This is a genomic window from Pseudomonas sp. AP19, assembly GCF_001728855.1.
GTDB lineage: Bacteria > Pseudomonadota > Gammaproteobacteria > Pseudomonadales > Pseudomonadaceae > Aquipseudomonas > Aquipseudomonas fluorescens.
The window spans coordinates 1-24,126 of sequence record NZ_LXJP01000021.1; the positions used below are offsets into that span (position 1 = coordinate 1).

Here is a 24,126-nt window from a genome sequence, read left to right on the forward strand (position 1 = left end):
CCTTTTTTTTGCTGTGCTATGGCTGAGGATGCTCAAACGCCTCGGCAAACAGGTCAGGTCGATAGCCGGCTGCGGCAAATAGATGCTCACGGGATTCGTCGATCGCCGCACGCAGCCGCTCACTGTCCACGCCCAGTACTTTGCCGCCGCGTTTGACGATGCGACCGCCGATCATGACCGTGTCAACATTGCTGCGTTCGGCCGCGTGTACCACGGTGCCGAATGCGTTGCCCGACGGGTAAAGGTTTATGTCCTGGGTATTGATAAGAATCAGATCGGCCTGTTTGCCGGGGGTCAGGCTGCCGATTTTGTCCTGTAATCCTGCACAGGCTGCGCCGTCAGCCGTGGCGGCTTTGAGCAGGCTATGAGCCGGCAGGGTCACCAGATGATGCGCTGAACCGCAGCAACGCTGCGGGTGCATGCCCATGACGCGTTGCAGGTAAAATGCCACCCGCATTTCCATAAACATATCGCCGCTATAGGACGTTTCGTTATCGACGCTCAGTCCCGGGCGGATACCGTGACGCAACGCGGCCTGCATGGCGAACATTCCATCCTCGATGCCGTAGTGCGCATCGGAGCGCGGACATACGTTCACGCGCACACCCGCCTCGCGCAGGATTTGCCAACCTGCGTCCGGCAGTGCGGTGCAGTGGTTGAAGATGTTATCCGGCCCGAGCAGTCCTTTGCGATGCAACCCTGCCAGCTCGGTTGCCATGTCTGCGCCAAAAAATTCGGTGACGATCGGCAGGCCCAGCCGCCGGGCTTCAGCCCACAGTTCGGGCTCCAGTTGGGCCATCATGGCCAGCGAAACCAGGCTGTTGTCTGCATTTTTGAAATATTTCTGTTGCAGGCGTTCGAGGTTGCCGGGCCAGTGGGCTTTATCCCAGTCCCCGGAGACCGGCGCACCGCAGGCGTGAATCGAGCGAATACCTGTGTCAAGCAGCGCCTCGACAGCGGCGTCGGAGTGCGCGCCGGTGCGGCTGTTATGGGAGTTATCAATCACGGTGGTGATGCCGGCGTCAATGCAGCCTAATGCGGTCAGCAGGTTGCCGATATACATGTCACCTGGGCGATAGAATTTGGCGAACGAGTAGTGCGTGGCGTTGCAGTAGTCCTCAAGCGTTTGCGCGTTCGGATTAATCCGGCGTAGTTGCCCCTCCCAGGCATGGCGATGCGTATCCACCATACCTGGCATGGCAATCATGCCGGATGCGTCGATAACAACGGCGTCGTCGACCTCAATGTGTGCCTTGATCGATGTGATTGTGCTGCCTTCGATAAGGATATCGCCGTGTGCCAGGTTGCCTGTTTCACTGTCCATGCTGAGCACAGTGGCGCCGCGGATAAGGGTGCGGGCGGCTGGCGAGGCGGGCGGCGCGACGATGTTTCGGGTATATCCAGTCATCTTCTGCTCTCCGTTTGAGTGGGGTGAACAGACGGTACGGAAAGTGATACTCCCGACAAAGACGGTTAAACTGTTTTAATTATTCAGCAAATACGAACAATACTGGCCGTTCGGCTGCTGCTGTCTTGGTTTATGGAAAAAGAATATGGACCGCATCCAGGCAATGCAGGTTTTCGTCCGTGTGGCAGAGGCGGGGAGCTTTATTCACGCGGCGCAAACGCTGTCGTTGCCGGCCTCTACGGTCACCAGCAGCATTAAGGGTCTTGAAAAATATCTGCAGGTGCGCCTGCTGAACAGAACCACGCGGCGGGTCAGCCTGACACCTGAGGGCGCGCGGTATCTGGCGCAATGCCGGGAAATCCTCGAACTGATCGAGCAGACCGAGGCCAGCCTGACGGAGTCCGCAAATCGGCCGCAGGGGCGATTGCGGGTGGATATGCCCGCAGGCATTGCGCATTTTATCGTCATGCCAAAGCTGAAAGACTTTTACACGCGGTACCCGGATATCTACCTGATGATAGGCGTCAACGATCGGCAGGTTGATCTGATTCAGGAGAACGTGGATTGCGTGATTCGGACCGGGCAGCTCAATGACTCCACGCTTGTTGCACGCCCGCTCGGCCAGTTCCGCTGGGTGACGTGTGCGTCTGCGGCCTATCTGCAAGATAACGGCATTCCGCAGACTCCGGACGACTTGTCACATCACCGGGCGATTCATTATTTCTCGGGAAACGCCAGGCGAACCGGTGAAATGTGCTTCGGCACCGGCACTGAACAAATGTCAGTCCCGGTCAGCGGCGCTGCGGCCGTCAATGAGACAGGGCTCTACATAAAAATGTGCCTTGAAGGTTTCGGCCTGGTGCAGCTCGCCGAGAGAGTGGTCTCAGAGCATCTGCGGGAAGGGCGGCTGATCGAAGTCCTGGCAGATTGGCAACCCGCGTGCGTGCCGGTGACCTTGCTCTATCCGCATCAGCGTTTTCTCTCACCGGCAGTGCGAGCATTTGCTGACTGGGTGACCGAACTGATCCGCGACGGCAACTCGGCAAGTTGAGTGCAGCGGATGGGTCACGGGTGGATAAAGCCGCACGGCCAAACATATAAGACCTTGACCTACGTGGACCCGGAAGGTGTTGCTGAGCCGGTTGCCTCGGCGGAGGATACCCGTCGAGGCAACCGGCAGTCATTCTACTGGCACCGACCTTCTTCGCTTGCTTGTCCTATCCAGGCTTCCAAGGCCTTGGCGCTCATAGGCTTGGCTATCAAGTAGCCCTGTGCTTCGGAACATCCCCACTGTATTAACAGGTCGAGGATTTCCTGGTTTTCTACTCCTTCTGCAACTACCTGGTAGCCGAGCCCCTTGGCCAGCCCGATGAGGGTTTTAACCAGTTGCTTGTCATTCTGATTGCTGCCCAACCCGCTGATCAGCGACTGGTCAAGCTTGACGGTATTGGCCGGGAGTTCTTTCAAATAAGCCCAGTTGCTGTAGCCGGTACCAAAGTCATCAACCGCTACCTCTACGCCAAACTGACGCACGCGCTCCAACTGCCGGATGACTTCGTCAGGGTCGGTCATGAGCATGCTTTCGGTAAACTCAAGTTCAAAGCTGGCGGGGTCCAGGCCGTATTGTTGAATTTCATGAATCATCGCATCGACGAATTCGGCGTTTTCAAGATCGCTGACGGTAATGTTCATCGCAATACGCAGGTGCACGCCTTGCGCTTTCCAACTAATCGCTTGCTGGATGATTGCGTTGAGCACCCACAGTCCCACGGAGGGTATGAGTGCGGTTTTTTCAGCCAGGGGGATAAATTCAGCCGGGCTGATGGGGCCCAGTAACGGGTGCGTCCAACGTAATAGTGCTTCGACTGAGTGACACTGCCCTGAGGGCAGTTTGACTTTGGGCTGGTACACCAGGCTGAACTGTTTATCGGCGCTGACCGCTTCCGGCAACGAACTCAACAACATGAACGCGCGTTGTTGAGCCGCATCAAAATGGGGTTCATAGAGCGACCATCCCAGCTTACGATCACGGGCCTCATCCGCCGCACTGACCACCAGGCGCAGCCAGTCTTGCTGGAGCACAGCGCTGTGAATCGGCAGAACGCCAATCCCCACTTGCATGAGAATGGGGATGGCGTGGCACTCGACAGGCTTTTTGAAGTCCTTGAGGATGCTTTCACAAATGTGCTCGGCCGTCTGATCCTCCTCAAGCAGGAAACCAAACCGCGTCGGGCTTATTTTATAAAGTAGGCACTGTGGCGGTAACAGTTTTTGTAGACGCGCTTTGATTGCCAGGATCAAGTCTGCGGCAAAACTGTAGCCCAGCGCCTTTACGATATCGTTGAGGAACTTTGGCGAGACGATATCAACGGCATACACCTGGCACGCGCTGTCAGCCTTTAGCGCCTGGCGTATATCTTCCTCAAGGCGCAGTCGATTAAACAGCCCCGTGGGTTGGTCGACAAAGTTTCGAGAGCGCATGCCGCGTATGCGCATCATCACCAGTTCAGCGAAACCTTTGAGCATCTCGCTATCACGCTCACTCATCGCAGGGCGTGAGATCGTATCAATGATGCACAGGCTTCCCAGCGTAAACCCCTCTTCGGTAATCAGTGGAGTGCCCGCGTAATAGCGAATATACGGAGGCCCCGTGACCAGGGCATTGTCTGCAAAGCGCGGATCAAGCGTTGCGTCCAATACCTCCAACGGGGTGTTGTCCAGCGTCGAGTAAGCGCAGAAGGACACTTCCCGTGATGTCTGGGCTTCTTCAAGCCCTACGCGCGCTTTGAACCATTGCTGATGCTTATCAACGATCGAAATCAGCGCTATGGGGGCGTTGTAGTAAGCAGAAGCCATCTCGACGATTTTATCGAAGACAGCATCGTAATCGCTGTCAGTTGGACAAAATTTTTCGACCTCTTTAAGCCGTTCAATTTCATCCGGCGGAATAGGAGCGCCTTGGCCCATGACAATCCTCGGAATACCTGTGGTCATATACACCGTATCAGACAGTGCCATCATTATGATGTTGTTTTTTTCTATCCTCGGAAAGATGAACGGTAGGCAGGCGTGCAGCCACCCATCGACCACACGGATCACTCCGATGGACTGCTTTATCTTGTGACCCGGCCTGCGATAAAGGTACTTTTTACTCGCCTAGCGCTTTAAGACACCGGGCGGAGCAGGGCTCCGACGTGAATAAATAAGGAGTATGAGATATGCCCATTCAATCGCGCCTCAGCCCACTGTCTGAAGCACACATGGATGAAGCACAGAGAACCGTCCTCAGACATATCATCAGCGGCCCACGAGGCAACCTTGACGGCCCGTTTTTAGCGTGGATTCACAGCCCCGAGCTTGCCGATCATGCTCAACGGCTGGGAGCGTTTTGCCGATACGGCACGCGCCTGGAGCCTCGATTGACCGAGCTCGCTATTCTGCTCACTGCCGCTTGGTGGCAGTCCCAGGCTGAGTGGCAAATTCACGAACCCATTGCCCGTAGCGCTGGCGTGCCAGACAGCGTAATAGCCTCGCTCAAACAGCAGGTATTGCCCGAGTTTCAAAGGGATGACGAGCGCATTGTGTATTGGCTTGGGAAGACCCTCTATGAATCTCGTCGTGTGGATGACGCCCTATACGCCCAAGCCGTTAGTTCGCTGGGCGAGCCAGCCGTTGTCGAGCTGATCGGGGTCTACGGGTACTACGCGTTAGTCGCGATGACGCTGAATGTTTTTGAGGTGCGTCGGGATGGCGATGTACCACTGCCATTTCCCGAATCCTAGCGGTCGCTTCGAGTGACGCGAATGGTGGGTATGAACCCGGCCGGGGGCTGACCTGAAAAAGTTCGGTTGTTGGAGTCATTAGGCGTGCCTGGCCCTTATTAAATCAGATTAATCTCGTGTATTTCTAGGCGTTCGAATATATGCGCGATCTGGATCTAGACATAGAGTTGTGTGGGGTAAAGGTGTCCTTTCGCGCCTTGGAACCACATTGTCCAACGCGATAATAATCGCTGCACGGCCTGGCAAACACTTACAGTTAACGAGTTTTTAGCGTGTTGTCGGCACGTGCAGGGTACGTATTTATAAGTTCAAAACAAGGCGATAAATATGCAGTTGCGCTGGGCGGTATGTACTGGGTTGCTCGTTTTAGTATGGGTCATTTATTTTTCTTTTATGTCAGCGCGAGTAAGTGGCGGTGGATACCTGAAAAATCAAGGCATGCCCATATATTCTTGCATGCCGTGGACTCAAATGTACGTCATGCGAGACGATAGGTGACAGGCTTAACGAGTTGTCGTTCACTTTGTTGCGATCACGTAGGTTGATCCAACAAAAGGCGTTCTTTGTCAATAAGCTCATCGGCTAGCCTCACCATCCCCAATGCACCACCGGCGGATAGATCAAACCTATATCTTCCACCTATCACAAGCGCAGGCACGCCGGTCAGCTCATACTTATCCGTATTGCGCTGCGCTTCTTTTATCTTGGCTTCGACGAAGAAGGAGTGATAAGTAGAAAGGAAAGTCTCCCGCTCAATGCCATGCGCCGCTAAGAATTCAGCCATCTCAGCAGGCGTCTTCAGCGATTTTCTAGCCCGAACCGCTTCGAATACAGCTAAGTGCACCCAGTCCGGCGCTTTCAGTATTTCCAAGGTAAGATACAGCCGTCCATAGGTGTTCCAAATGCCGCCAAACATGGCTGGAACCCGTCGAAAATGCACATCCGCGGGTAATTGGTCGATCCAAGGGCCGATCGTACGCTCCAACTCATAGCAATGCCCGCAACCATACGAAAAGAACGCCATCACCTCTACTTTTTCTGCATTTTTTGACCAGCCACTTGTGCGCAGCTGCGTATACCTATTATCTGCCAGAGCGTTAAACCCAACCAGCCCCGTAAATGTAAATAAAACCACTAAAAGAAACTTAAACATACGCACCTCAGGCAGTGACCAAAACGAGAAGATTTTAAAGTGTCCGATCCTTTATAAGGCTCGCGGCATTCTTTAGCTCTGACCTGGATTAAGCGGAGGCACTGACAATGCGCCGCAGGCGCCAAGTCAAATTGATATGCAACGATGAGGCCTTTAACTCTTTATTGTTCATGTCAGGCAGCGAGCGGTGCCAAAACAGGCCAGAGTGACAATAATGTTAAAGGTGAAAGTCGCTGATTGACATCCATCACCGCCGCTAATCTATTTCTCAGCAGTAGACAATCTACTGCCTACCAAATCGCACCAGCATGCGCTGGCCCACGCGCAATGACTCAGGAGCAGGATCGTCGAAGGCTAATACGCATTCCACCGTGCGCATATTCGCTCGCACCTGTGGATCGTCTTCCAGCGTACTATTGCCCAACACAGCGCTGATACGCACCACTTGGGCGAGCAAAGGGAATGCGCCACTGCCGCTTTCATCGGTTACTTCTGCTCTCATGCCGAGATGGACTGCACCTATGAGCGACTCGTTGATTTCAGCACGCACTATCTGTGGCTGGTCAGGTAATAAGATGAAGGCAGGGCCCGACTGGGGTGAAACGGCAGCGCCCGGTTGAACCAGACGCCGGACAACTTCAGCGTCGACCGGTGCAATAAGGCTGCGTTGAGCCAGTTCATAGCGTGCAGTGGCGAGGTTTCTTTTGGCTGTTTCGGCGTCCATGCGGTTCTTAGCAAGTTCGTCATGCAGTTGGGCGGCCATTTCACGGGCATCATCGGCGCTCTGGCCATCGCTCGCGCCTGCATCGGCCGCCTTCGCCAGGCGCGTTGCCTTTTGATCGGACAATTTATAACGTCTTTCCAACTGTTGAGCTTGAAGGTGTATCTGCAGTTGTTCGGCCAGGGCAGCACTCACAGCGTGGCCTGCCAGCTCGCTGTCCAGCGTTGTCAGCAACTGACCTTTTCGGACGCGATCACCTTCTTTAACCTTGATCTCGGTCACGATTCCCTCACGGGTGACACCCAGCTTGAGCAGGCCACCTTCAACATCGACGCGGCCGCGGGCAACCGCTATATAAGTCGGTGAAGTGGGTAAGGCTTGTGTGAGGGGCTCCTCTTGCGAGCAGCCCGTCAAGAATGCATAAGTGCTGATCAAGGCAAGTGCTGGGTAGAGTAAAAGCAAATTCATACAGTAAGTTCCTTCGTGCAGGTAGCGTCCGTCGGTCGGGTGTGGGAGTAGTGATCGCTGACGATGCGACCGTCATCAATGTCCAAGACGCGGTCGGTGTGGCTTATAAGACGCGGGTCGTGGCTGACACACAGCACCGTAGTGCCACGCTCGCGTGCAATGCGATGCAGGATGTCGATGACGATCTGGCCGTTGGCGGCATCCAATGCGCTCGTGGGTTCGTCGGCGAAGAGCAACCCCGGTTCTTTGGCTACAGCGCGTGCAATGGCGACGCGCTGTTTCTCGCCGCCGGACAAAGCGGTAGGGCGCAGTAACATGCGCGAACCGAGGCCGACCTCCTCCAGAGCCTGTGCGGCTCGGTGGCGTACTTCTTTGGCCGTGAGCCCAAGGTAGCTCAGGGGTAATTCCACCTGTTGCAAAGCTGTCAGCGCTGGAAACAGGTTGAAGCCCTGGAACACGAACCCCGTATGCCGCAAGCGAAACTGCTCCAATGCGCGAGGTGTAAGTGTGCCAAGGTCTTGGCCCAGCGCCAGTACACGTCCCTTGTCGGGGTACTGTAAGCCACTGAGAATTGCCAGCAGCGTACTTTTCCCACAACCTGAAGGGCCTGCGATTAGGGTCAGTTCCCCGGGCCGTATTGCCAGGGTGATGTCATGCAGCACCGGTGTGACGATCTGTCCAGATCGAAACGACTTGCCGATGCCATTAGCGTGTAGTGTGAATGCAGGCAAATTCATAATGTGCTATCTCAGAAGGCTCGTAGGATCGGCGTGACGCAGAGTGCGAATGGCTGCAAGACCCGACACCAAGGCGAGAGTCATGCTCAACAGTAGGCAAACGAGGGCAGCAACAGGCGAGAGCATTACCGGTACGTTGTAGTAATGAGCGATGGCAAAGAACAGTCCGGCCAACACCGTGCTACCCAGCAAGCCCAATGCACCGACCCAGAAAGCTTGCTCAATGACCACCTTACGCAACGTGGATACGCCGACGCCTAAGGCGTTCAAGGTCGCGTATTCGCGTATCGATCCCACCACAGCAGCCATCAGGGTTTGACTGGTAATCACGGCGCCCACCAGAAACACAATGGCGGCCAGGAACAGCACGCCAGCGCCGGCGCCGGTATCGAACATCCAATACATTTGTGAGCGCCGGCTGAAACGTTCTGCGGTCCACACTGCGTAGGTGCCGAAAGCCGACGCACCTGCGAGGCGAGCAGCAACTGCATCTGCTTGGCTCGGGGCACGTAATTTGACGACCAGGTAGGTCACTCGATCATCGTCGGCAGCGGTTTCAAGTTGCTGGGCTGTGGCCAATGAGGTCACTACATTGACGCCACCCAATGCACGTAATCCGCTGATCACACCCACAACGTGAACGCGATGGCCGTTGAGGGTCGCGACGTCTCCCTGAGTGACGCCCAGGCTATTCAAGTCAGCCCGATCTACGATGACTGCGCCCGGTTCGTTCAGGCGTGCCCGTAGTGCTGTCGGCAGAAGCTGCGAGAACATCAGGCCCTGAGCACCAGCGTCAATGCCGGAGACATAAACCGAGACGCCGCCCGTGTCGCGCTCCCCACGCCAATCGGCATCGACCCACCGAAAGGGCTCTACTTTGAGTACATCTGAATCCATACGTAGACGCATCTCCACGCCGGCATCGATTGGCCGGCCGAGATTGACGCTTTGCGTGCCTGGGTAACCCACCCACAGGTCTGCGGTGGAACCTGTGATGTAGACGCTGGCGCTGCTGAAGATACCCATTACAAGAGCCGTTTGAAGCAATTGCAGTAAACCTGCGAAGCCCACGGCAATAATTGCAGGTAGGAAACGACGCCATTCATGAATGAGCGTCAAGCGTGCGAGCGCGACCATCAGTCAGCCTCCTTCATTGGCAGAGGCGCTCCGCCGAGTGCTTTATACAGAGAGACGTAGGCAATGTTACGCTCAGCGCTGATCTGGTCGAGTTGTTGCTGGGCGCGCAATTTATCCAGTTGGGCCGAGCTCAAATCGAGTTTGCTCAAAAAACCCAAGTCAGTTTGCAGCTGTTGCCCATCCACGCGGGTTTGAGCGCAGGTGTAGGCCTGACGGGAAGATTGTTCGCTTATGCGCAATTGTTCGAGATTACCCATGGCGATTTCGGTTTCAGCAATGCCTTCCAATATCGATTTTCGATACGCAAATACCGCTGCCCGCATCTGGTGGTTCTTCGCTTTCGCGTTGGCCACGCGTATTCCCCAGTCGAACAAAGGGATACTGATGCCCGGCCCGAAAGAGAAAATGCTGTTGCCGTTCGGTGTATGGCGGCGGTTGCTTGCAACGTTCAGCGACCACTGCAACGACGCCCCGAGGCTGATATGGGGGTAAATATCCGCCTCACTCATGCCCAGCTCACCGGCCGCGACAATCACTAAGGCTTCCGCGCTGGATATTTCCGGGCGCGTGCGCAACAGGTCAGCGGGTAAGCTGCCGAGCTGCCACTGGCCGAGCTTGGGTGGCGCCCCTGGGGTTAACCAGAGCGGATCGGGCTGGGTCTGGCCGGTCAATATCGCCAATTGCTGCGCACTGCGGTTTATCTGCTGGCGCGGCCCGGTCAGAGCCATTTCAGCGTGTGCGAGCTCAGCGCGCGCCATTGCAACGGTCGCGCGCGGCTCTAAGGCGAGTGTTTCGCGCACCTGCATCAGGTTCAGTTTGTCTCGATGAATGTCGCGAATAGCGGCGAGGGTTTGTTCCGTTTGTTGTGCTGTGCGCAGCTCGATCCAGCGGCGGCTGACCTCGGCGACTAACGTTACCTGCACGGTACGTAACTGAGCCTCAAACAAGGCATGGTTACCCTTTGCAAGACGATCAGCACTTTGTTTGGCGCCAAATAACGGCAGCTCCCAAATCGAATCGAAACCAATCAGAAAGTAAGACGTCCTGGTGTCAGGGCTGACTGAGTCTCGGGTGTTGATACTCAACGAAGGCAAGTAGGGGGACTGAGCCTTTTTACTGAGTACGCGTATCGCCCGCAAGCGCTCGACGGCTTCGGCTACGTCGAGGTTGTTTTGCAACGCCTTATCGACCAACTCATTCAGCTTCGGATCATTGAAGGCGTGCCACCATTGCTTCAGATCAGATGCCTGAGGTGACAGCGGGCGTTGAGTATTACGCCAATTCTCTGGAGTCAAAGAGTTCAATATGGGCTGCGGCGCGACAGCACATCCAGAAAGAGCCGTAAATACGACTGAAGCGCATATTGACCGGTACAAATACGATCGGTTGAAGATGTTAATAATCGTTCCCCAGCAAATATAGTTCATGCGGTGTTCGCTCTAAAAAACTGCGCCCCAGCATAAAGTGTTAATGTATTAATGATAGCGCTAACGTCACAGGGTCAATCAGTTGGTTAAAGACTTGTAAGTCTCCGCTCAGCCCTCGTGGGTGGTATGACTGAATACAGACAGTGCTGTTGTTACAGATAGCTAACGAGGGGAACTAGAAACCTTATTGCTTATGTTTTAATGGCGCCAGCACGTAGTGCTCGATGACAATATTTTCTGTGACGCGTTACGCTTTTTGTTGTTACTTATTCCTTAGCAGCGGGCGAGGGGAGCTTGGCACGCAAAAAAGCAAATCTCACCTCAGCGTGTGGCGTTGTTTTGAAAGCAGGGCCAGAATAGGTCAACTAAGTGCTTGCAACAACGGCAAGCCTCCTAAATTTAAATAAGATTACTCCTACTGATGGCCAGCATATGACAAGCTTTCGTCGTATACCCAAACGCCGACGGGTGCACGAGGTGGCGGGTCAACACACTAGCAACCCGCGGCGTTTTTACTTCTGAACATTGAGTTGCTTGAGCCACGGAAAGATCACTTAGCTATATATTTCCAGGGGCTTCCTGTATTCGAATTGAGTTAGTCTTTTGTGAAAAATAGTGTTCTTATCCATAAATGAGGAGTACGCCGACTGAAAAAATAGGAATTATCTTATTTGTTTTATGCTCTCACACCTGCAAAATCCGCCCATTGAACATTTGCACTATTTTAGTGCGTGCACACCTGTGTCAGAATGACGTTGCGACGTTTGCCGCGGCTCATTTGATCGGGCGTCAACGGTAGGATTACTCGACGTGAGCGTGAGCCAAGTGAATGCGACATTTTTGTAGATTTCAACAGAGGTGGATCCTCCCAGCGTCCTCGACTGTGAGAAATTTAAATATTTCTGAATCGCGCGAACACTGCCACGTAAAACGGGCTATAGTTTTGTAGCGAGTTTTTCAGGCTCAGGTGGTTACGTAAGCTTAGGCCCCGCGCAGCCTCTAGAGGTGAATTTCAGAGGCGCGAGATCATTTGACCCTGGTTAGCGGTAACTATTTTTTAGCCCGATACCATTTGGCGGGGTTGTATTCTGATCAATTCGGAAAAATATATGAGCCCCACAGAGCTGATGTCGATCAAAACCAATATCATTGTTGCTGATGATCACCCGGTCGTAGTTTTGGGTATCAGCAAAATGCTTGATGACGTTAAAGGCATGCACGTGGTTGCTGCTCCAGTAGTCATCTCGGAATTGTTCGAAGCATTAGCTCAATTGTCCTGTGATGTCTTGATCTGTGATTATTCCTTCGAGGGTGACTCAGAGCCGGATGGGCTATTGATGCTCCAGCGTATCCGCAGGCTCTATCCAGATATCAAAATTATTCTTCTGACGGCCCATGATGACTTGGTAATCGTCCAGCAAGCGCTACTTTTGGGTATTTCCGGTTTCCTGAGTAAAACAAGTGGTGACTTCGCGTCATTGCCAAAAGTCATCAATGCGGTTCTGCGCGGTCAGCGGTACCTCGACCCTGATACATCAAAAATGTTAATAGCACACATGGTGGCTAATAATCAGTCGAGTCCCTCGCTGGCGACAGCTAAGCTCACAGCGCGGGAACTGGAAGTCGTCCGGATGTTTGCTAGAGGTATGTCGGTTACCGAGATCGCCCAACATACTGACCGTAGCATTAAGACTATTAGCTCTCAGAAACAAAAAGCCATGCTTAAGATGGGGGTAGGAAACGACGTAGAATTGGCCAAGGCGTTCAATCAACTCTATGGAAGTCAATCTGGAGCATTTTGAGTGGGCCAGAACGCGTTCCGTTCATTGCGTGATTATTTGAAACATTGCACTGAGACAGGCCACGATTTACCAATACGCTTTTCCCGCGGCCTACTCATCGGCGGCAGTATTGCTGTGAGTATTGCAGTGTTAGTTGCATCGTTCGTCTGGACTGCAATGCTGGCGAATCAATTTCTTGATGAGCGCAAGCATTTGTTCTTAGTCCAACGCGACCTGATCAAGGGGAATGTCGATCGTTATGAGGCGCGCTTGAAACAAACGGCCGAAGCCTATGAACTGCTTTGGAAGTTATATGCTAAGGATGAAGTTCCCGCCAAGCGATACCGGCAACTGTTGGATGAGCACAAGGGCATCATTGTCACTGACACTGACATTACGGTGACGCCAATGACGCTTTTTTCTACATCCGTCCAAGCTAAAGATGAGGTGCCGTTGTCTGATTTTTTGCGCCTTATGCGCGAAATATCACCGTTGCCGCTCTTGTGCGAATGCAATGTTGGCTATTTTCTGGGCGGATTTGTTTACTCGTCTGATCGACGGCTTCTTGCAACGTGGCCGCCGCTTTCTGACCAGCAACTGGACAACGCGCGCATTGAAACAGCCGGCAGCTTTATTGATAGCTATGCTGATAAAGTGGATGCCGTGCTGGACAGTACAGCCGCAATAGCTTTGCGTGGCCGGCGAGGGGCATGGGTCACTGCTTATAACTCTCCGGTTACTGGTGAGCTGATCACTCATTATGCGGTACCCCTTTATCGCAACAAACAGCGTGTCGCTGTACTAGTGATCACCATACCCTTCAGCAAGTTTTCGTTATTATTTGAAGATACGCAATACTCTGAGTATTTCCGAGTTGAGCGTTCAGAGCCTGGTTTTTTTATTATATCTCAAGATCGCCGACACCTTTATGGCTTTGACGACTCTGAATATCACTTAGCCCAATCAGTACTCAACTCAACCGAGCCTTTAGAGCACTCGCATGGCTCAATGAAAGTTATTTACAATGATGGGGTGTTTTTTCTGTCACAGCTAATTAAGGGGCCGTCCTGGATCGCCGTGTATGCGTTTGACTGGAAGGTTATGCTTGCGGCGCTGAAAAAGCAGCTTATTCTTATAGCGTTTCTGACATCTTCGGTACTTGCGATTCTGTGGATATTTACTGTATTGCTTGATCGATTCGTGCTTGCCCCATTAAGGGTACGTTCAAAAATGGTCTATGAAAGCGAAGCGTTCAATCGCGCGGTATTGCAAACGGCCCCCGTCGGGTTAACCGTTTATGACCCCCTTACTGACACGATAGTCATGCAAAACGAAGTTATCCGGAATATGTTAAGTACCTCGCAAGACACAGGGAGTGGGCTGTACCGTCGACTATTGAAAGCGAGTTTTTGGATCCGGCAGCCGGACGAGCCGGATATACTCGAAGGGAAAAGCGATGTGCGCAGTGTGGAAATTTCAATAGTGGGTGCAGCAGGTGAACAGCGCGAAATCTCTGTGGCTTTTTCACCTGTTCGTTACCAACAACGTGAGGCAGTCCTTTTCGGAGTGACTGATATAAGTGATCAGAAGGCCGCAGTGCGCTTGTTACGGAAAGAGCGAGAGATGGCTGATCAGGCAAACCAAGCTAAATCACATTTTCTAGCGATGATGAGTCACGAAATCCGGACGCCACTGCATGGCGCATTAGGCAATCTTGAATTACTCGCCATGGAGCAGCTCGCCCCACAACAAAAAGAACGTGTTTCCACAATACGGCAAGCCTTCGATGCGTTGCTGGTACTGATCAACGACATTCTTGACTTATCTAAGATGGAGGCACATGAGCTGCAATTGCATACCGAATCTTTTCGACTTGACGACCTCATAGAGAGAAGTGCTCGAACATTTGCACCGCTTATCCTTGATAAAAAATTGCGTTTCCTTTGTTTGATCGACCCAGATCTAACCGGAACCTGGGCCGGTGACGGCCACCGCCTCGGTCAGGTCTTGATGAACCTGTTGAGTAATGCTCGAAAATTCACTGATAGCGGTTCAATTACACTTCGGGCAACGCGATCTGAATCCATTGATGGCATTCAGTGGGTACGTATCTCCGTCAGCGATACCGGGATCGGTATCTCACAGGCGCGCCTCGAAGAAGTGTTCGAGCCTTTCGTCCAAGCGGACAGGTCAATCGCAGCCCGTTTCGGCGGAACAGGATTAGGACTGACCTTATGCAGCCGAATCGTGACACTGATGGGGGGGCGCATTGACGTTGACAGCGAAGAGGGAGTTGGTTCTCTCTTTACAGTGAGTCTACCGCTGCAAGAGGAGAGTTTTCCTAATCAGCTTCTTGTCGCAGAAACTGTATTCCGATTCAATACGGTAGTGCTCATCTGTGAGTCGCTGCTGTGGCAACGAGCGTTGACTGCACAGATCTACCACTGGTTGCCCGATGTTACTATTATCGAAGCTGATTCGGCAGCTGCATTTTCGGCCGAAAATGAAAGTTCGATCATCATCTTTGCAAGCAGCACGACTTGGCTGCCCAAAAACTGGTGCGATGTTCAGCACTCCTATCTTGATACTATAATTTTTTCCAGTTGTGGCCCGCTTTATCCGGAACGCAGGCACAATCATCTAAATGTCACAGCGTATTCAATGTCCATGTTTAGATTGGCGCTGACCGCGTGCGGGAATAATGACGATGTACTTGAGCAGAGGGCGAACAGTCCGATTCAGCTGGTCGCTCCCAAAGACTGTCGACTATTGATTGTAGAAGATGATCCGTTAAATCGAGCGCTGATCGAGCACCAACTTGCAGCGCTAGGCTTTGACAAAGTTGATAGCGCAGTTGATGGGAGTGATGCGTTGGAGCTTTGTCAGGATCGTATCTATGACCTGATAGTCACCGACCTTGGAATGCCTGTGATGGATGGGCAAGCCTTTCTTAAGGCACTACGTGATCGAGGTATTCAGACACCGGTAATTCTAAGCACTGCGGAAACCGGCGGAACCATTCAAATCAGATCCTCGGGCTTTACAAGTGTACTCTACAAGCCAATTACGCTCGACAGGTTAAGTGCAGCCATTGAAAAAGCTCTAGGCACCTTAGATGCGCCATCTAATGAGTCTTCAGCGACGCTCACCGACTTGCATGAGCTATTTATATCCGGCTGGGAGAATGATAAAGCCACGCTGATCGAATCTCTGGAGGCTAACGACCAAAAACGCTTTATCGGCAGCCTGCACCGGTTAAAGGGGGCATTGTTAGTGCTGAATGAAAAGTCGTTGGCGGACACCTGTGAGACCTTGCGCCATCGAGTTAACTCGCAAGGCTTAGCGCTCGCTGGCGGAGACATTTATACGATGATTAAGCGTCTCCAGCACCGCGTAGACTACTATCGAGGGCGCAGCGCCTTCAGACAGGAACCCATTGATTAGTAACTGCTCTATATGGCGCTTTCATATGCGTCGCGTGTTATTTGGTGCTCGAAGTGGTAGCGATAAAATTTGAATGCCCGATCTCTCAGGTGGCCATCATCTGCTTTCGCGCTGTGGCTGGCGCTCGCTTTCAGCGCAATTGTTCGGCAGTTAGGCTGTTGAGTTGGCATGCTTGATCAAGCAGCGGGAAGGGAAGGGTAAGCGCTCTGGTCAGACTTTTATGCAAGCGCCTGTCAACAGGCGCTTCCGGGATCAAAAAACAAGTTTGATTGCATCAGAATAAGCCCACTATTTTTGACGTTGTCGCCAAAGACAAGCCGATCAGGTAACCAGCCTGCCTTAAAATCGTTTGACACTGCTGTTTATTTGATCAGAACTTATATCCGAGGCCCACAGCCCAAGTGCCAAACTTACCGGTCTTGCTGTTCTTAAAATCTAATTTAGAGTATTCGTAACTCGTATCCAGCGTAACATTTTTGAAGACATTGACCTGTGCGCCTACAATCGATGCCAGTCCGTATTTTGCGTCTGACTCTTTAAGTCTGCCGTTAGCGTGTGTGACATCAATCCCGTATTCCCCATGAGACACGCCGAGCCCTCCATAAACGCTAAAATAATCATTGAAGCGATAAGAAGGGCCGGCGGTAAGAGCACGGTATTGTAATGTTTTTTTGTTGTTTCCGCTGCTGCGGGTGCCTCCCGTATCCGTGTAAGAAACTATAAACCCAAGGTTGCTGTCTAGCTCATACCGATACTTTAGGTTAAAACCTGATTTCCTACGACTATCTCCAAATATTGCGTCGGCGAAAATCGCTCCCGGATTTAAGCTTGAACTCAGTGGCGTTGAAGCATATCGATCCGCTGCGCTCCCAGTTACATGGCTTTGAGCATACCCTATTGTCAGGGTGCTGCTGGGTTCAGCTCGAGCGGCTTCGCTATAAATACCAAAAAAAATCAATGGCGCACACGCGAGTATCGTTAATTTCATTTTGATGCCTCTAGAGTATAAATTCAGAATAAGTACTTGAAGTGCTTTCCGGCGCTTATCAACGTGCACTAAACGTTTATTTAGCGCCTTGGACTTTCCATGCTGCGGGTATGGTTTTTTGGGGTTAAATGTGTTGCGGGTATTTGCTGCCTGTTGGCCACTCATGCAAATCAGCTAGTGTTTCGTTGCAGGTCTTCTAGAGCCAATGGCCGCTGACGTGGAGACTCCGATAGTGGGCAAGCCTAAACAGCTATTTCCCAACCAGGTCAATGTGCCATCCGAACGCACAGAGGTTGATATTAGCTCTAGATGTGCGATTTGCATTGCTATCCATATCGATTGAATAGGGTCTATTCCAAAAATACGTCTTGACCACTTACGGCTTGGCCAATCTATTTCGATGTCACATCGCCAATCAAGCCCTGGTTCAAGCTGAGGTTCAAAGACCTTCAACTTAACTTCTTCTCTGTTGTTCAAATAAAATATACGATGTAGAAATACGTTACTCATCATCACCTCTACAGAGTGTATAGGGCTTCTCATTGCCGGCTTCCGAATCGATTTTCAGTAGGAGGGAAGAGAAGCTCTTTTTGAACTGCAACACTAGATTAGATCTGTATGGGACGCCTGTCTTTAAGAAAACTCCTATATTTTCCAGCATGGACTCCGAACGATAAACACATCGAACTCGACTAGTAATGTTACATACCTCAATCGGGCACGATGATGCCGCGCCCTAACGAGGTCTGATCCGTAAACGCCTCTATGCCTTAAGTCCACTTACCCCGTCTATGAGTACTCAACGACGCATGCCTTAATTTAAGGCCGCAGCCGTCAGACAAGTGATTGAACGCAGATACCCCGTTGCGGAAACTGCCTCTATAAATGGCTATATCCGTGACGCCTGAAAAACCGAGATAAAGGCCAACTATTGCATGTATTGGAAGGTTTGAGCACATCGCTGCAGGAGTGGTTACTGGACGGTCGGATCGTGGCGGCGCAAAGCGGATTTCATTTGAATGTGATATTCGACGTGGACAGGGTCAGCCTAACCAAGCAGATGGTCGCCGAAGGCATGGGTTATTCGATTCTTGCCCATGCAGCTGTTCAGGAGGACATCGCGAGGGGGCTGCTGGTCGGGCACACCATTGAAAGCCCCGGTATTCGATCAACTGTGTCGCTGACCACCCTGAAAGATCGTAGAAGTAGCCGCCTGGCGTTGAGTTGGGAAAAAATTCTGTTGGAGACATTGGAGGAACTTGTGACCGTCGGCGCCTGGAAAGAGGCCACGCTTTGGCTGGGTATGGAACGCACAAAAGCATCTTTTTTTGACTGATACACAGCAGATACTCGAAAAAGCACGAATGAGAATGAGTGGCAAATGTGAATCGCTGGTATATCATGCCTCGCGAAATTCCCGGCAGGTTGACTTTCCCGTCCGCTCATCCATCAGGTCAAAAAATCCATGCGTCGTACCCTGATTTCTCTCTGCGTGCTTCAGTCGTTTTCCACGTTTGCCTGGGCGCAGGTTGCGAGTACCGAAAATACCAGCCTTGAACTGCAAGCCATCAATGTCACGGGCGAATCAAACCCGGAGACGGCGCAAGGACCGGTCAAGGGGTATCGCGCCACACGCTCTGCCAGTGCGACGCGCACTGACACCTCAATTCATGAGACGCCTCAGTCCATCAGCGTCGTGCCCAAAGACGTGGTCGAGGACATCGGTGCGACTCGCTTGCAGGAGGCCCTGGACTATGCGGGCGGCGTCGGCCGCGCGAACAACTTCGGCGGCCAGGGACTTACCAGCTTTACGGTGCGAGGCTTTACCACAGCCGAGTTCTACCGCAACGGTTTTCCGATTAACCGTGGCTATCCAAGCATGCCGGACGCCAACAGCATTGAGCGCCTTGAAGTGCTTCGCGGACCGGCGACGATGCTCTATGGGCGTGGCGATCCCGGCGGTACCTTCAATGTGGTCTCCAAGCAGCCATTGCCTGAGCGCACGGTCACATTGGGTAGCCAGCTGGATGATCAAGGTATGAAGCGCGGCACCCTGGATGCCTCCGGCCCACTGGACGAGCAAGGGCGCCTGGCCTATCGCCTCAACGTGGTAGGCGAGGGCGGTGACACCTTCCGTGACCATGTCTCAACCGAACGCTATGGGGTAACGCCGGTACTGAGTTGGCAGGTCAATGACGACACCAAGGTGATTTTCGAAGGCGACTTCATGCGCAACAATCATCCGCTTGATCGAGGCCTGACTCGTTTCGCCAACCAACGCGGCACCGCGTCCCGCGACACCTTCTGGGGTGAAAAATACGCCGGTAACCTGCACAACGATAACAACATGGCTCAGTTGCGGTTCGAGCACATGCTCAACGACAACTGGAGCCTGGGCGGCGGTTTCCAGTGGTTGGACGGTACGATGAAGGGCAATGCGGTTGAGGCCAACGGCGCTACCAGCTTGAATGCCGATGGGCGAACGCTCCAGCGCAATTTCAACTACCGCAAGTTGGACTGGACCGACAAAGACTATCAACTGAACCTGACCGGGCGCTTTTCCACGGGAGCCTTTGATCACACGTTGCTGACCGGTGTCGAGTACGAAGTGTATGACTACTCGTCGATCATCCAACGCTCCAGCGGCGCGGCGGGGGCTTTTCCAATCGACATCTTCAACCCGGTCTATGGCCAGCCACGTCCGGCGCTGACGCGTACGCCTACCCACGACAAAGAAAACCTCAAAACTTACGCGGCCTTCGTGCAGGATCAAGTGGCACTGACCGAGCGTTTAAAAGTACTCGCCGGTGCGCGTTTTGAACGCTTCGAGCACGCGTACGAATCCTACGTGCCCGGCGTGAAAAACTGGAACGCCGCCGACAACGCCGTCACTCCGCGCGTGGGTGTGATGTATGACCTCACTGACACTGTCGCGATCTACGCGGATGCCGCACGCTCGTTCAAGCCCAACACGGGCGCCAGTCGCCAAGGCGGCGGGTTCGCGCCGGAGAAGGGCAAGTCCTACGAGGTGGGTGTGAAGTGGGAAGCGCTTGACCGGCAGTTGAGTGTCGATGCGGCGATCTATCAGATCGACAAGAGCAATGTCCAGGGCGTCGACCCCGTTGATTCAGCCTTCAATGTCGCGACAGGGCAGGTACGCAGTCGCGGCTTTGATCTGAACGTGGCCGGCAACCTGACGCCCGAGTGGCGGATGATCGGCGGCTATGGCTACGTGGATGCCGCAGTGACCAAAGACACCACGGTGCGCACCGGCACGCGCCTGGCGAATATTCCGCGCAATAGCTTCAGCCTGCTCAACGTGTATGAATTTCAGGATGGCGCGCTCAAGGGATTGGGCCTCGGCGCAGGTGGAAAATACGTAGCCGAGCGTGCCGGGCAGACCGCCAACAGCACCTTCACGATGGGCGCTTACACCGTCGTCGACTTGCTCAGCTATTACAAAGTCAACGAAAAGGTCAGACTCAACCTCGACGTGAAGAACCTGTTCAACCGTGAGTACGAAGAAGGCTCGTTCCTGAACTTCTACGCTTACCCCGGTGAACCTCGTACGGTGCAAGTGGGCGTCACTTACACCCTATAGACGCAGCAATCCATCAGACCCTAGCGCTCCAGTATGGGGCGCTTGCCAGATGTTCACGCTCAGGGTTGGCGGCGTAACCTAAATCGGTGTCCAAGATAACGTGCCTTTCCACGACTACCAGCACCCATTCACAAACTGGTTACGTCCCTGCGCCTTAGCGTTGTACAAAGCCTGATCTGCTACCTCAATCAACCCTTGCAAATGCTCCAGTTGAGACCCTGTGGCTGTCGCAATGCCGATGCTCACACTTAGCCGTCCAAACGGGCTGGTGTGATGCGCAATATTTTCTTTCTTCAACAGGTCGAGAATGCGCTGTGCAACCGCTGTGGCGCCGTCACTGTCGGTGTCTGGCATGATGATGCCCATCTCCTCGCCGCCATAACGTGCGACCAGGTCTGACGGTCGCCTTAAACACGCCTCGAAAATTCTGCCAACCGTCTGCAGGCACGCGTCGCCTGCCACATGCCCGAACGAGTCGTTAAAGCGTTTGAAGTAGTCGATATCGATCATCAGCAAAGCCAGCGTCGTGCCCTCACGCTTTGCTCGCAGCGCCTCCATGGCGAGGCTCTCATCAAAACAGCGCCGGTTTGCCAAACCCGTCAAGGCATCCTTCATTGCCAGCAGTTCAAGCTGCCTGTTCGAGGAGAGCAACCGCTGCTGAGTTTCACGCAACTGATCCTCTGCCTCGGTTCGACGACGGATATCCAGGATCAAAAACCAGCCGATAATGCCGATAAGCCCCAGCAACCCCGAAACGACCACCGCCGAGAGCAGGGCTTCTGTTCGCCACGCGGCGAGGGCTTCGCGTTTACCGAGTGCCACTGTCGTGATCAGCGGCAGCCGGTCACTCTTGCGGAAGGCGTAGAGCCGCTCCACCCCGTCCAGGCTGGAGGTGAACGACGCGGTGCCGACTGACCGATCGACAAGGTACTTTGAATAGATCGGCGACGAGGAAAAGTTGCGCCCCATGTCCTGCTCGCGGAAGGGATAGCGAACCAGCAACGTACCGTCGGTGTGGGACAAGCCGATAGCACCCTCCTGTCCTACATCGATTTTTCCAAACAGCCGCAAGAAGTTTTCGATCCCCAAGGTGACTGACACGACCCCGGCAAATTCGCCGTCAGCACCATTAAACCGTCGGCTGATGGTCATCACCCACTCCCGATTAGAGCGGCTGATGATCGGTGGACCGATAAAGATCTCGGGGGATGGATCATCACGATGATGGATGAAGTAGGCTCGATCAGAGCTGTTTGCCCCGGCAGGAATCGGCCGGTTGGAGGACATTAACCAGTGCCCCTGATTATCGTAAATGGTGATACCGCTCAGCTGTGGCATCAGCGGCTCCTGGCGGCCTACCAACGCCCGCAGCCGCTGAATTTGCGCAGGTCCGCTGCCTTCGGTTTCCAGGCGTTCGACAAGCCCGAGCAACAACAGCGCGCTCTGGCGGACGATGCCTTCGGAATAAGTGGAGAGCGCCTGAGTAAGGTTCAAGCCATGGACGTTGACTTCCTCCAGTGCTCGATCTCGAGAGGCAAACACCTTCCAGACAGTCAATGACGCCAGGGAACAACCAATAACCAGCAGTAAAAGCACAACCAAGTGGGTATCACGCTTCACGTTACTACCTTATGGAAAGCACGGTTTCCATTACAGCGGATATCGGACCTGGGCGTTAGCAGCCGCCACTCGGCTTTGTATCGGCCAAGGATACAAGCAGTTATGGAACACTGCAGCAAGAGATCATGAGCGCGAAAAAGATTTTTTTCATCGCTTCATAGTGTTTAGAAGAGGGTGTTCAAACGGCTGGTAAAGAGGGGCGCGCGTGTTAACACACGAGTAAGAATATGGGCACGTAACCGCGTTACCCCTGAGAACTAAAATGAGCCGTGCTATTTTGCCGCAGGCCTTGTTAAAGGGTTTTGCTCGGTATCATTATTGGTGGCCCTTCGTGGCCAAGGTCATACTCCGTGACGCGACGGCTCACCGCACACTAGAGCGTGTTGCGTCAGATATCGGCGCTTCTCAGGCAAGCGTTTTAGTGACATATCATTAAGCGCACGTTGTCGCCCGACCCTTGTTTTGACGTTGCATGCCATCGAACCTCAATAGGAATCTGCTCGGGTGATCAAACCGTTATTGTTGCTGCGCCGTCGCTTCGCCTCTATCCGCTGGCGTACTCGCATCACGCTCTGGGCCGCGGCCACCCTTGCGGGGCTGTTGGTGGTGATGTTCGCCCGCCTGGCCGACCTGGCACTGATGCAGTTTGCTCAGCAGACAACCGAGCGGCCTTGGTTGCCGTTTATCTACACGCCGTTGATCGGGATGCTGGTGGTCTGGCTGACCACGCGCTTTTTTACCGGGGCCCAGGGCAGTGGTATTCCCCAGGTGATCGCAGCCACACGGCTGGCCCACCAAGGCAAACCCGTCAATCATTTGCTGTCTTTGCGTCTTGCGTTCGCCAAGATAGGTCTTGGCACGCTGGCATTGACGGGGGGCTTTTCGGCAGGGCGCGAGGGCCCCTCGGTTCAAGTGGCCGCTTCGATCATGCACTTCTTTCACCGCTACCTGCCCAATGCGCGGATTATCCGCCCCGAGGACCTGATCCTGGCCGGAGGCGCCGCAGGCATTGCTGCCGCGTTCAACACACCCTTGGCCGGCGTGGCGTTTGCGGTAGAAGAGTTGGGGCGAAAGCTGGAGACCCGCACCAGTGGCGTGTTGCTCAGCACGATCATTCTGTCGGGGATGGTCGCGATCGCGTTACAGGGCAACTACAACTATTTCGGCCACTTTGACGTGCAAGCTGTCAACCTCGATACCGTCGTTCCTGCGCTGGCGTCCGGTATCGGTTGCGGCCTGCTGGGCGGGTTGTTCAGCCGCATGCTGCTGTGGCCACAACGGCATCAGCGATTCGTCCTCTGGGAGTGGCGCCGCTTACACCCCGTCTGGTTCGCCGGTGGCTGTGGGCTGATTGTGGCCATACTCGGCTGGCTCAGTGGCGGCATGTCATTCGGCAGCGGTTACGGCATCACCTCGCAGCTTATTGTGACCGACATTGGCCTGCCATGGCATGCCCCGATCACGCGCTTTCTGGCCACCGTCGTGACCTATTTTTCTGGTATCCCCGGCGGTATCTTTGCGCCATCCCTGGCGGTAGGTGCTGCGGTGGGCGCGAATGCCGCCGACTTTTTTAACGTGGCGGCGCAACCGATGATTGCGCTCTGCATGGTCGGTTTCCTGGCCGCGGTAACCCAGTCGCCCATCACGTCCGCAATTATCGTCATGGAGATGATCGACAGCCATGGGATGGTGATCAGTCTCATGGCCGTTGCCCTGATTGCCAAAGCGGTCAGTGCTCGAATGGGGCCGGAGCTATATCAGCAGCTGGCACGCGGCTTTCTGCAAACGCCCGCCACTGCTCGGGCCGACAAGCATTAGGTTCTGGATCGGCACGATACTGCGGCTATGACCCTAGGGGG

The 24,126-nt window shown here is 53.7% G+C and carries 17 protein-coding genes; 7 read left to right on the plus strand and 10 right to left on the minus strand.

The features are described from left to right. Positions 1-16: 16 nt before the first annotated feature. Entirely contained in the window at positions 17-1,408 is a 1,392-nt protein-coding gene (locus A7D21_RS16040) for an amidohydrolase family protein (protein ID WP_069552104.1), read from the minus strand. 145 nt (positions 1,409-1,553) lie between these two features. Between A7D21_RS16040 and A7D21_RS16045 the strand changes: the two genes are divergently transcribed. Next, positions 1,554-2,459: a LysR family transcriptional regulator gene (locus A7D21_RS16045; protein WP_069552105.1), complete on the plus strand. Its 906-nt coding sequence runs from the start codon at positions 1,554-1,556 to the stop codon at positions 2,457-2,459. 134 nt (positions 2,460-2,593) lie between these two features. Here A7D21_RS16045 and A7D21_RS16050 read toward each other — a convergent pair whose 3' ends face one another. Further along, entirely contained in the window at positions 2,594-4,375 is a 1,782-nt protein-coding gene (locus A7D21_RS16050; RefSeq protein ID WP_069552163.1) for a GGDEF and EAL domain-containing protein, read from the minus strand. 251 nt (positions 4,376-4,626) lie between these two features. On the opposite strand from A7D21_RS16050, the gene A7D21_RS16055 reads away from it, so the two are divergent. Further along, positions 4,627-5,190, plus strand: coding sequence for a carboxymuconolactone decarboxylase family protein (locus A7D21_RS16055; RefSeq protein WP_069552106.1), 564 nt, complete (start codon positions 4,627-4,629; stop codon positions 5,188-5,190). 532 nt (positions 5,191-5,722) lie between these two features. Here A7D21_RS16055 and A7D21_RS16060 read toward each other — a convergent pair. The 5 genes from A7D21_RS16060 to A7D21_RS16080 all read right to left on the minus strand — a co-directional run bounded on the left by A7D21_RS16060 (position 5,723) and on the right by A7D21_RS16080 (position 10,833). Next, on the minus strand, positions 5,723-6,343 hold the full coding sequence (locus A7D21_RS16060) for a thiol:disulfide interchange protein DsbA/DsbL (RefSeq protein WP_069552107.1): 621 nt from the start codon (positions 6,341-6,343) through the stop codon (positions 5,723-5,725). Between the two features lie 283 nt (positions 6,344-6,626). Continuing rightward, complete coding sequence (locus tag A7D21_RS16065) at positions 6,627-7,532, minus strand: efflux RND transporter periplasmic adaptor subunit (RefSeq protein WP_069552108.1); 906 nt, start codon at positions 7,530-7,532, stop codon at positions 6,627-6,629. After that, positions 7,529-8,269 carry an ABC transporter ATP-binding protein gene (locus A7D21_RS16070; protein ID WP_069552109.1) on the minus strand — a complete coding sequence of 247 codons (741 nt, stop codon included), beginning with the start codon at positions 8,267-8,269 and terminating at the stop codon, positions 7,529-7,531. The genes A7D21_RS16065 and A7D21_RS16070 overlap by 4 nt, the downstream gene beginning before the upstream one ends. Positions 8,270-8,275: 6 nt before the next feature. Then, positions 8,276-9,406: an FtsX-like permease family protein gene (locus tag A7D21_RS16075; protein ID WP_069552110.1), complete on the minus strand. Its 1,131-nt coding sequence runs from the start codon at positions 9,404-9,406 to the stop codon at positions 8,276-8,278. Next, on the minus strand, positions 9,406-10,833 hold the full coding sequence (locus A7D21_RS16080) for a TolC family protein (RefSeq protein ID WP_069552111.1): 1,428 nt from the start codon (positions 10,831-10,833) through the stop codon (positions 9,406-9,408). Before A7D21_RS16080 ends, A7D21_RS16075 begins: the two co-directional genes overlap by 1 nt. A gap of 1,109 nt (positions 10,834-11,942) precedes the next feature. Between A7D21_RS16080 and A7D21_RS16085 the strand changes: the two genes are divergently transcribed. Together A7D21_RS16085 and A7D21_RS16090 are read left to right on the plus strand one after the other, a co-directional pair. After that, on the plus strand, positions 11,943-12,635 hold the full coding sequence (locus A7D21_RS16085) for a response regulator transcription factor (protein ID WP_083272194.1): 693 nt from the start codon (positions 11,943-11,945) through the stop codon (positions 12,633-12,635). Beyond that, complete coding sequence (locus A7D21_RS16090) at positions 12,636-16,058, plus strand: hybrid sensor histidine kinase/response regulator (protein WP_069552112.1); 3,423 nt, start codon at positions 12,636-12,638, stop codon at positions 16,056-16,058. Positions 16,059-16,428: 370 nt separating this feature from the next. On the opposite strand, the gene A7D21_RS34375 is transcribed toward A7D21_RS16090, so the two are convergent. Together A7D21_RS34375 and A7D21_RS36630 are read right to left on the minus strand one after the other, a co-directional pair. Continuing rightward, complete coding sequence (locus A7D21_RS34375) at positions 16,429-17,211, minus strand: Ail/Lom family outer membrane beta-barrel protein (RefSeq protein ID WP_217699518.1); 783 nt, start codon at positions 17,209-17,211, stop codon at positions 16,429-16,431. Between the two features lie 9 nt (positions 17,212-17,220). Continuing rightward, entirely contained in the window at positions 17,221-17,589 is a 369-nt protein-coding gene (locus tag A7D21_RS36630) for a hypothetical protein (RefSeq protein WP_371859217.1), read from the minus strand. 388 nt (positions 17,590-17,977) lie between these two features. Between A7D21_RS36630 and A7D21_RS16100 the strand changes: the two genes are divergently transcribed. Both A7D21_RS16100 and A7D21_RS16105 read left to right on the plus strand, forming a co-directional pair. Beyond that, complete coding sequence (locus A7D21_RS16100) at positions 17,978-18,382, plus strand: LysR substrate-binding domain-containing protein (protein WP_256556249.1); 405 nt, start codon at positions 17,978-17,980, stop codon at positions 18,380-18,382. A gap of 129 nt (positions 18,383-18,511) precedes the next feature. Next, positions 18,512-20,647, plus strand: coding sequence for a TonB-dependent siderophore receptor (locus A7D21_RS16105; protein ID WP_069552114.1), 2,136 nt, complete (start codon positions 18,512-18,514; stop codon positions 20,645-20,647). 114 nt (positions 20,648-20,761) lie between these two features. On the opposite strand, the gene A7D21_RS16110 is transcribed toward A7D21_RS16105, so the two are convergent. Beyond that, positions 20,762-22,267 (minus strand): sensor domain-containing diguanylate cyclase, encoded by a 1,506-nt coding sequence (locus A7D21_RS16110; RefSeq protein WP_069552115.1) that lies wholly within the window; start codon positions 22,265-22,267, stop codon positions 20,762-20,764. 504 nt (positions 22,268-22,771) lie between these two features. Here A7D21_RS16110 and A7D21_RS16115 point away from each other — a divergent pair. Further along, on the plus strand, positions 22,772-24,085 hold the full coding sequence (locus A7D21_RS16115; protein WP_069552116.1) for a chloride channel protein: 1,314 nt from the start codon (positions 22,772-22,774) through the stop codon (positions 24,083-24,085). Positions 24,086-24,126: the final 41 nt, after the last annotated feature.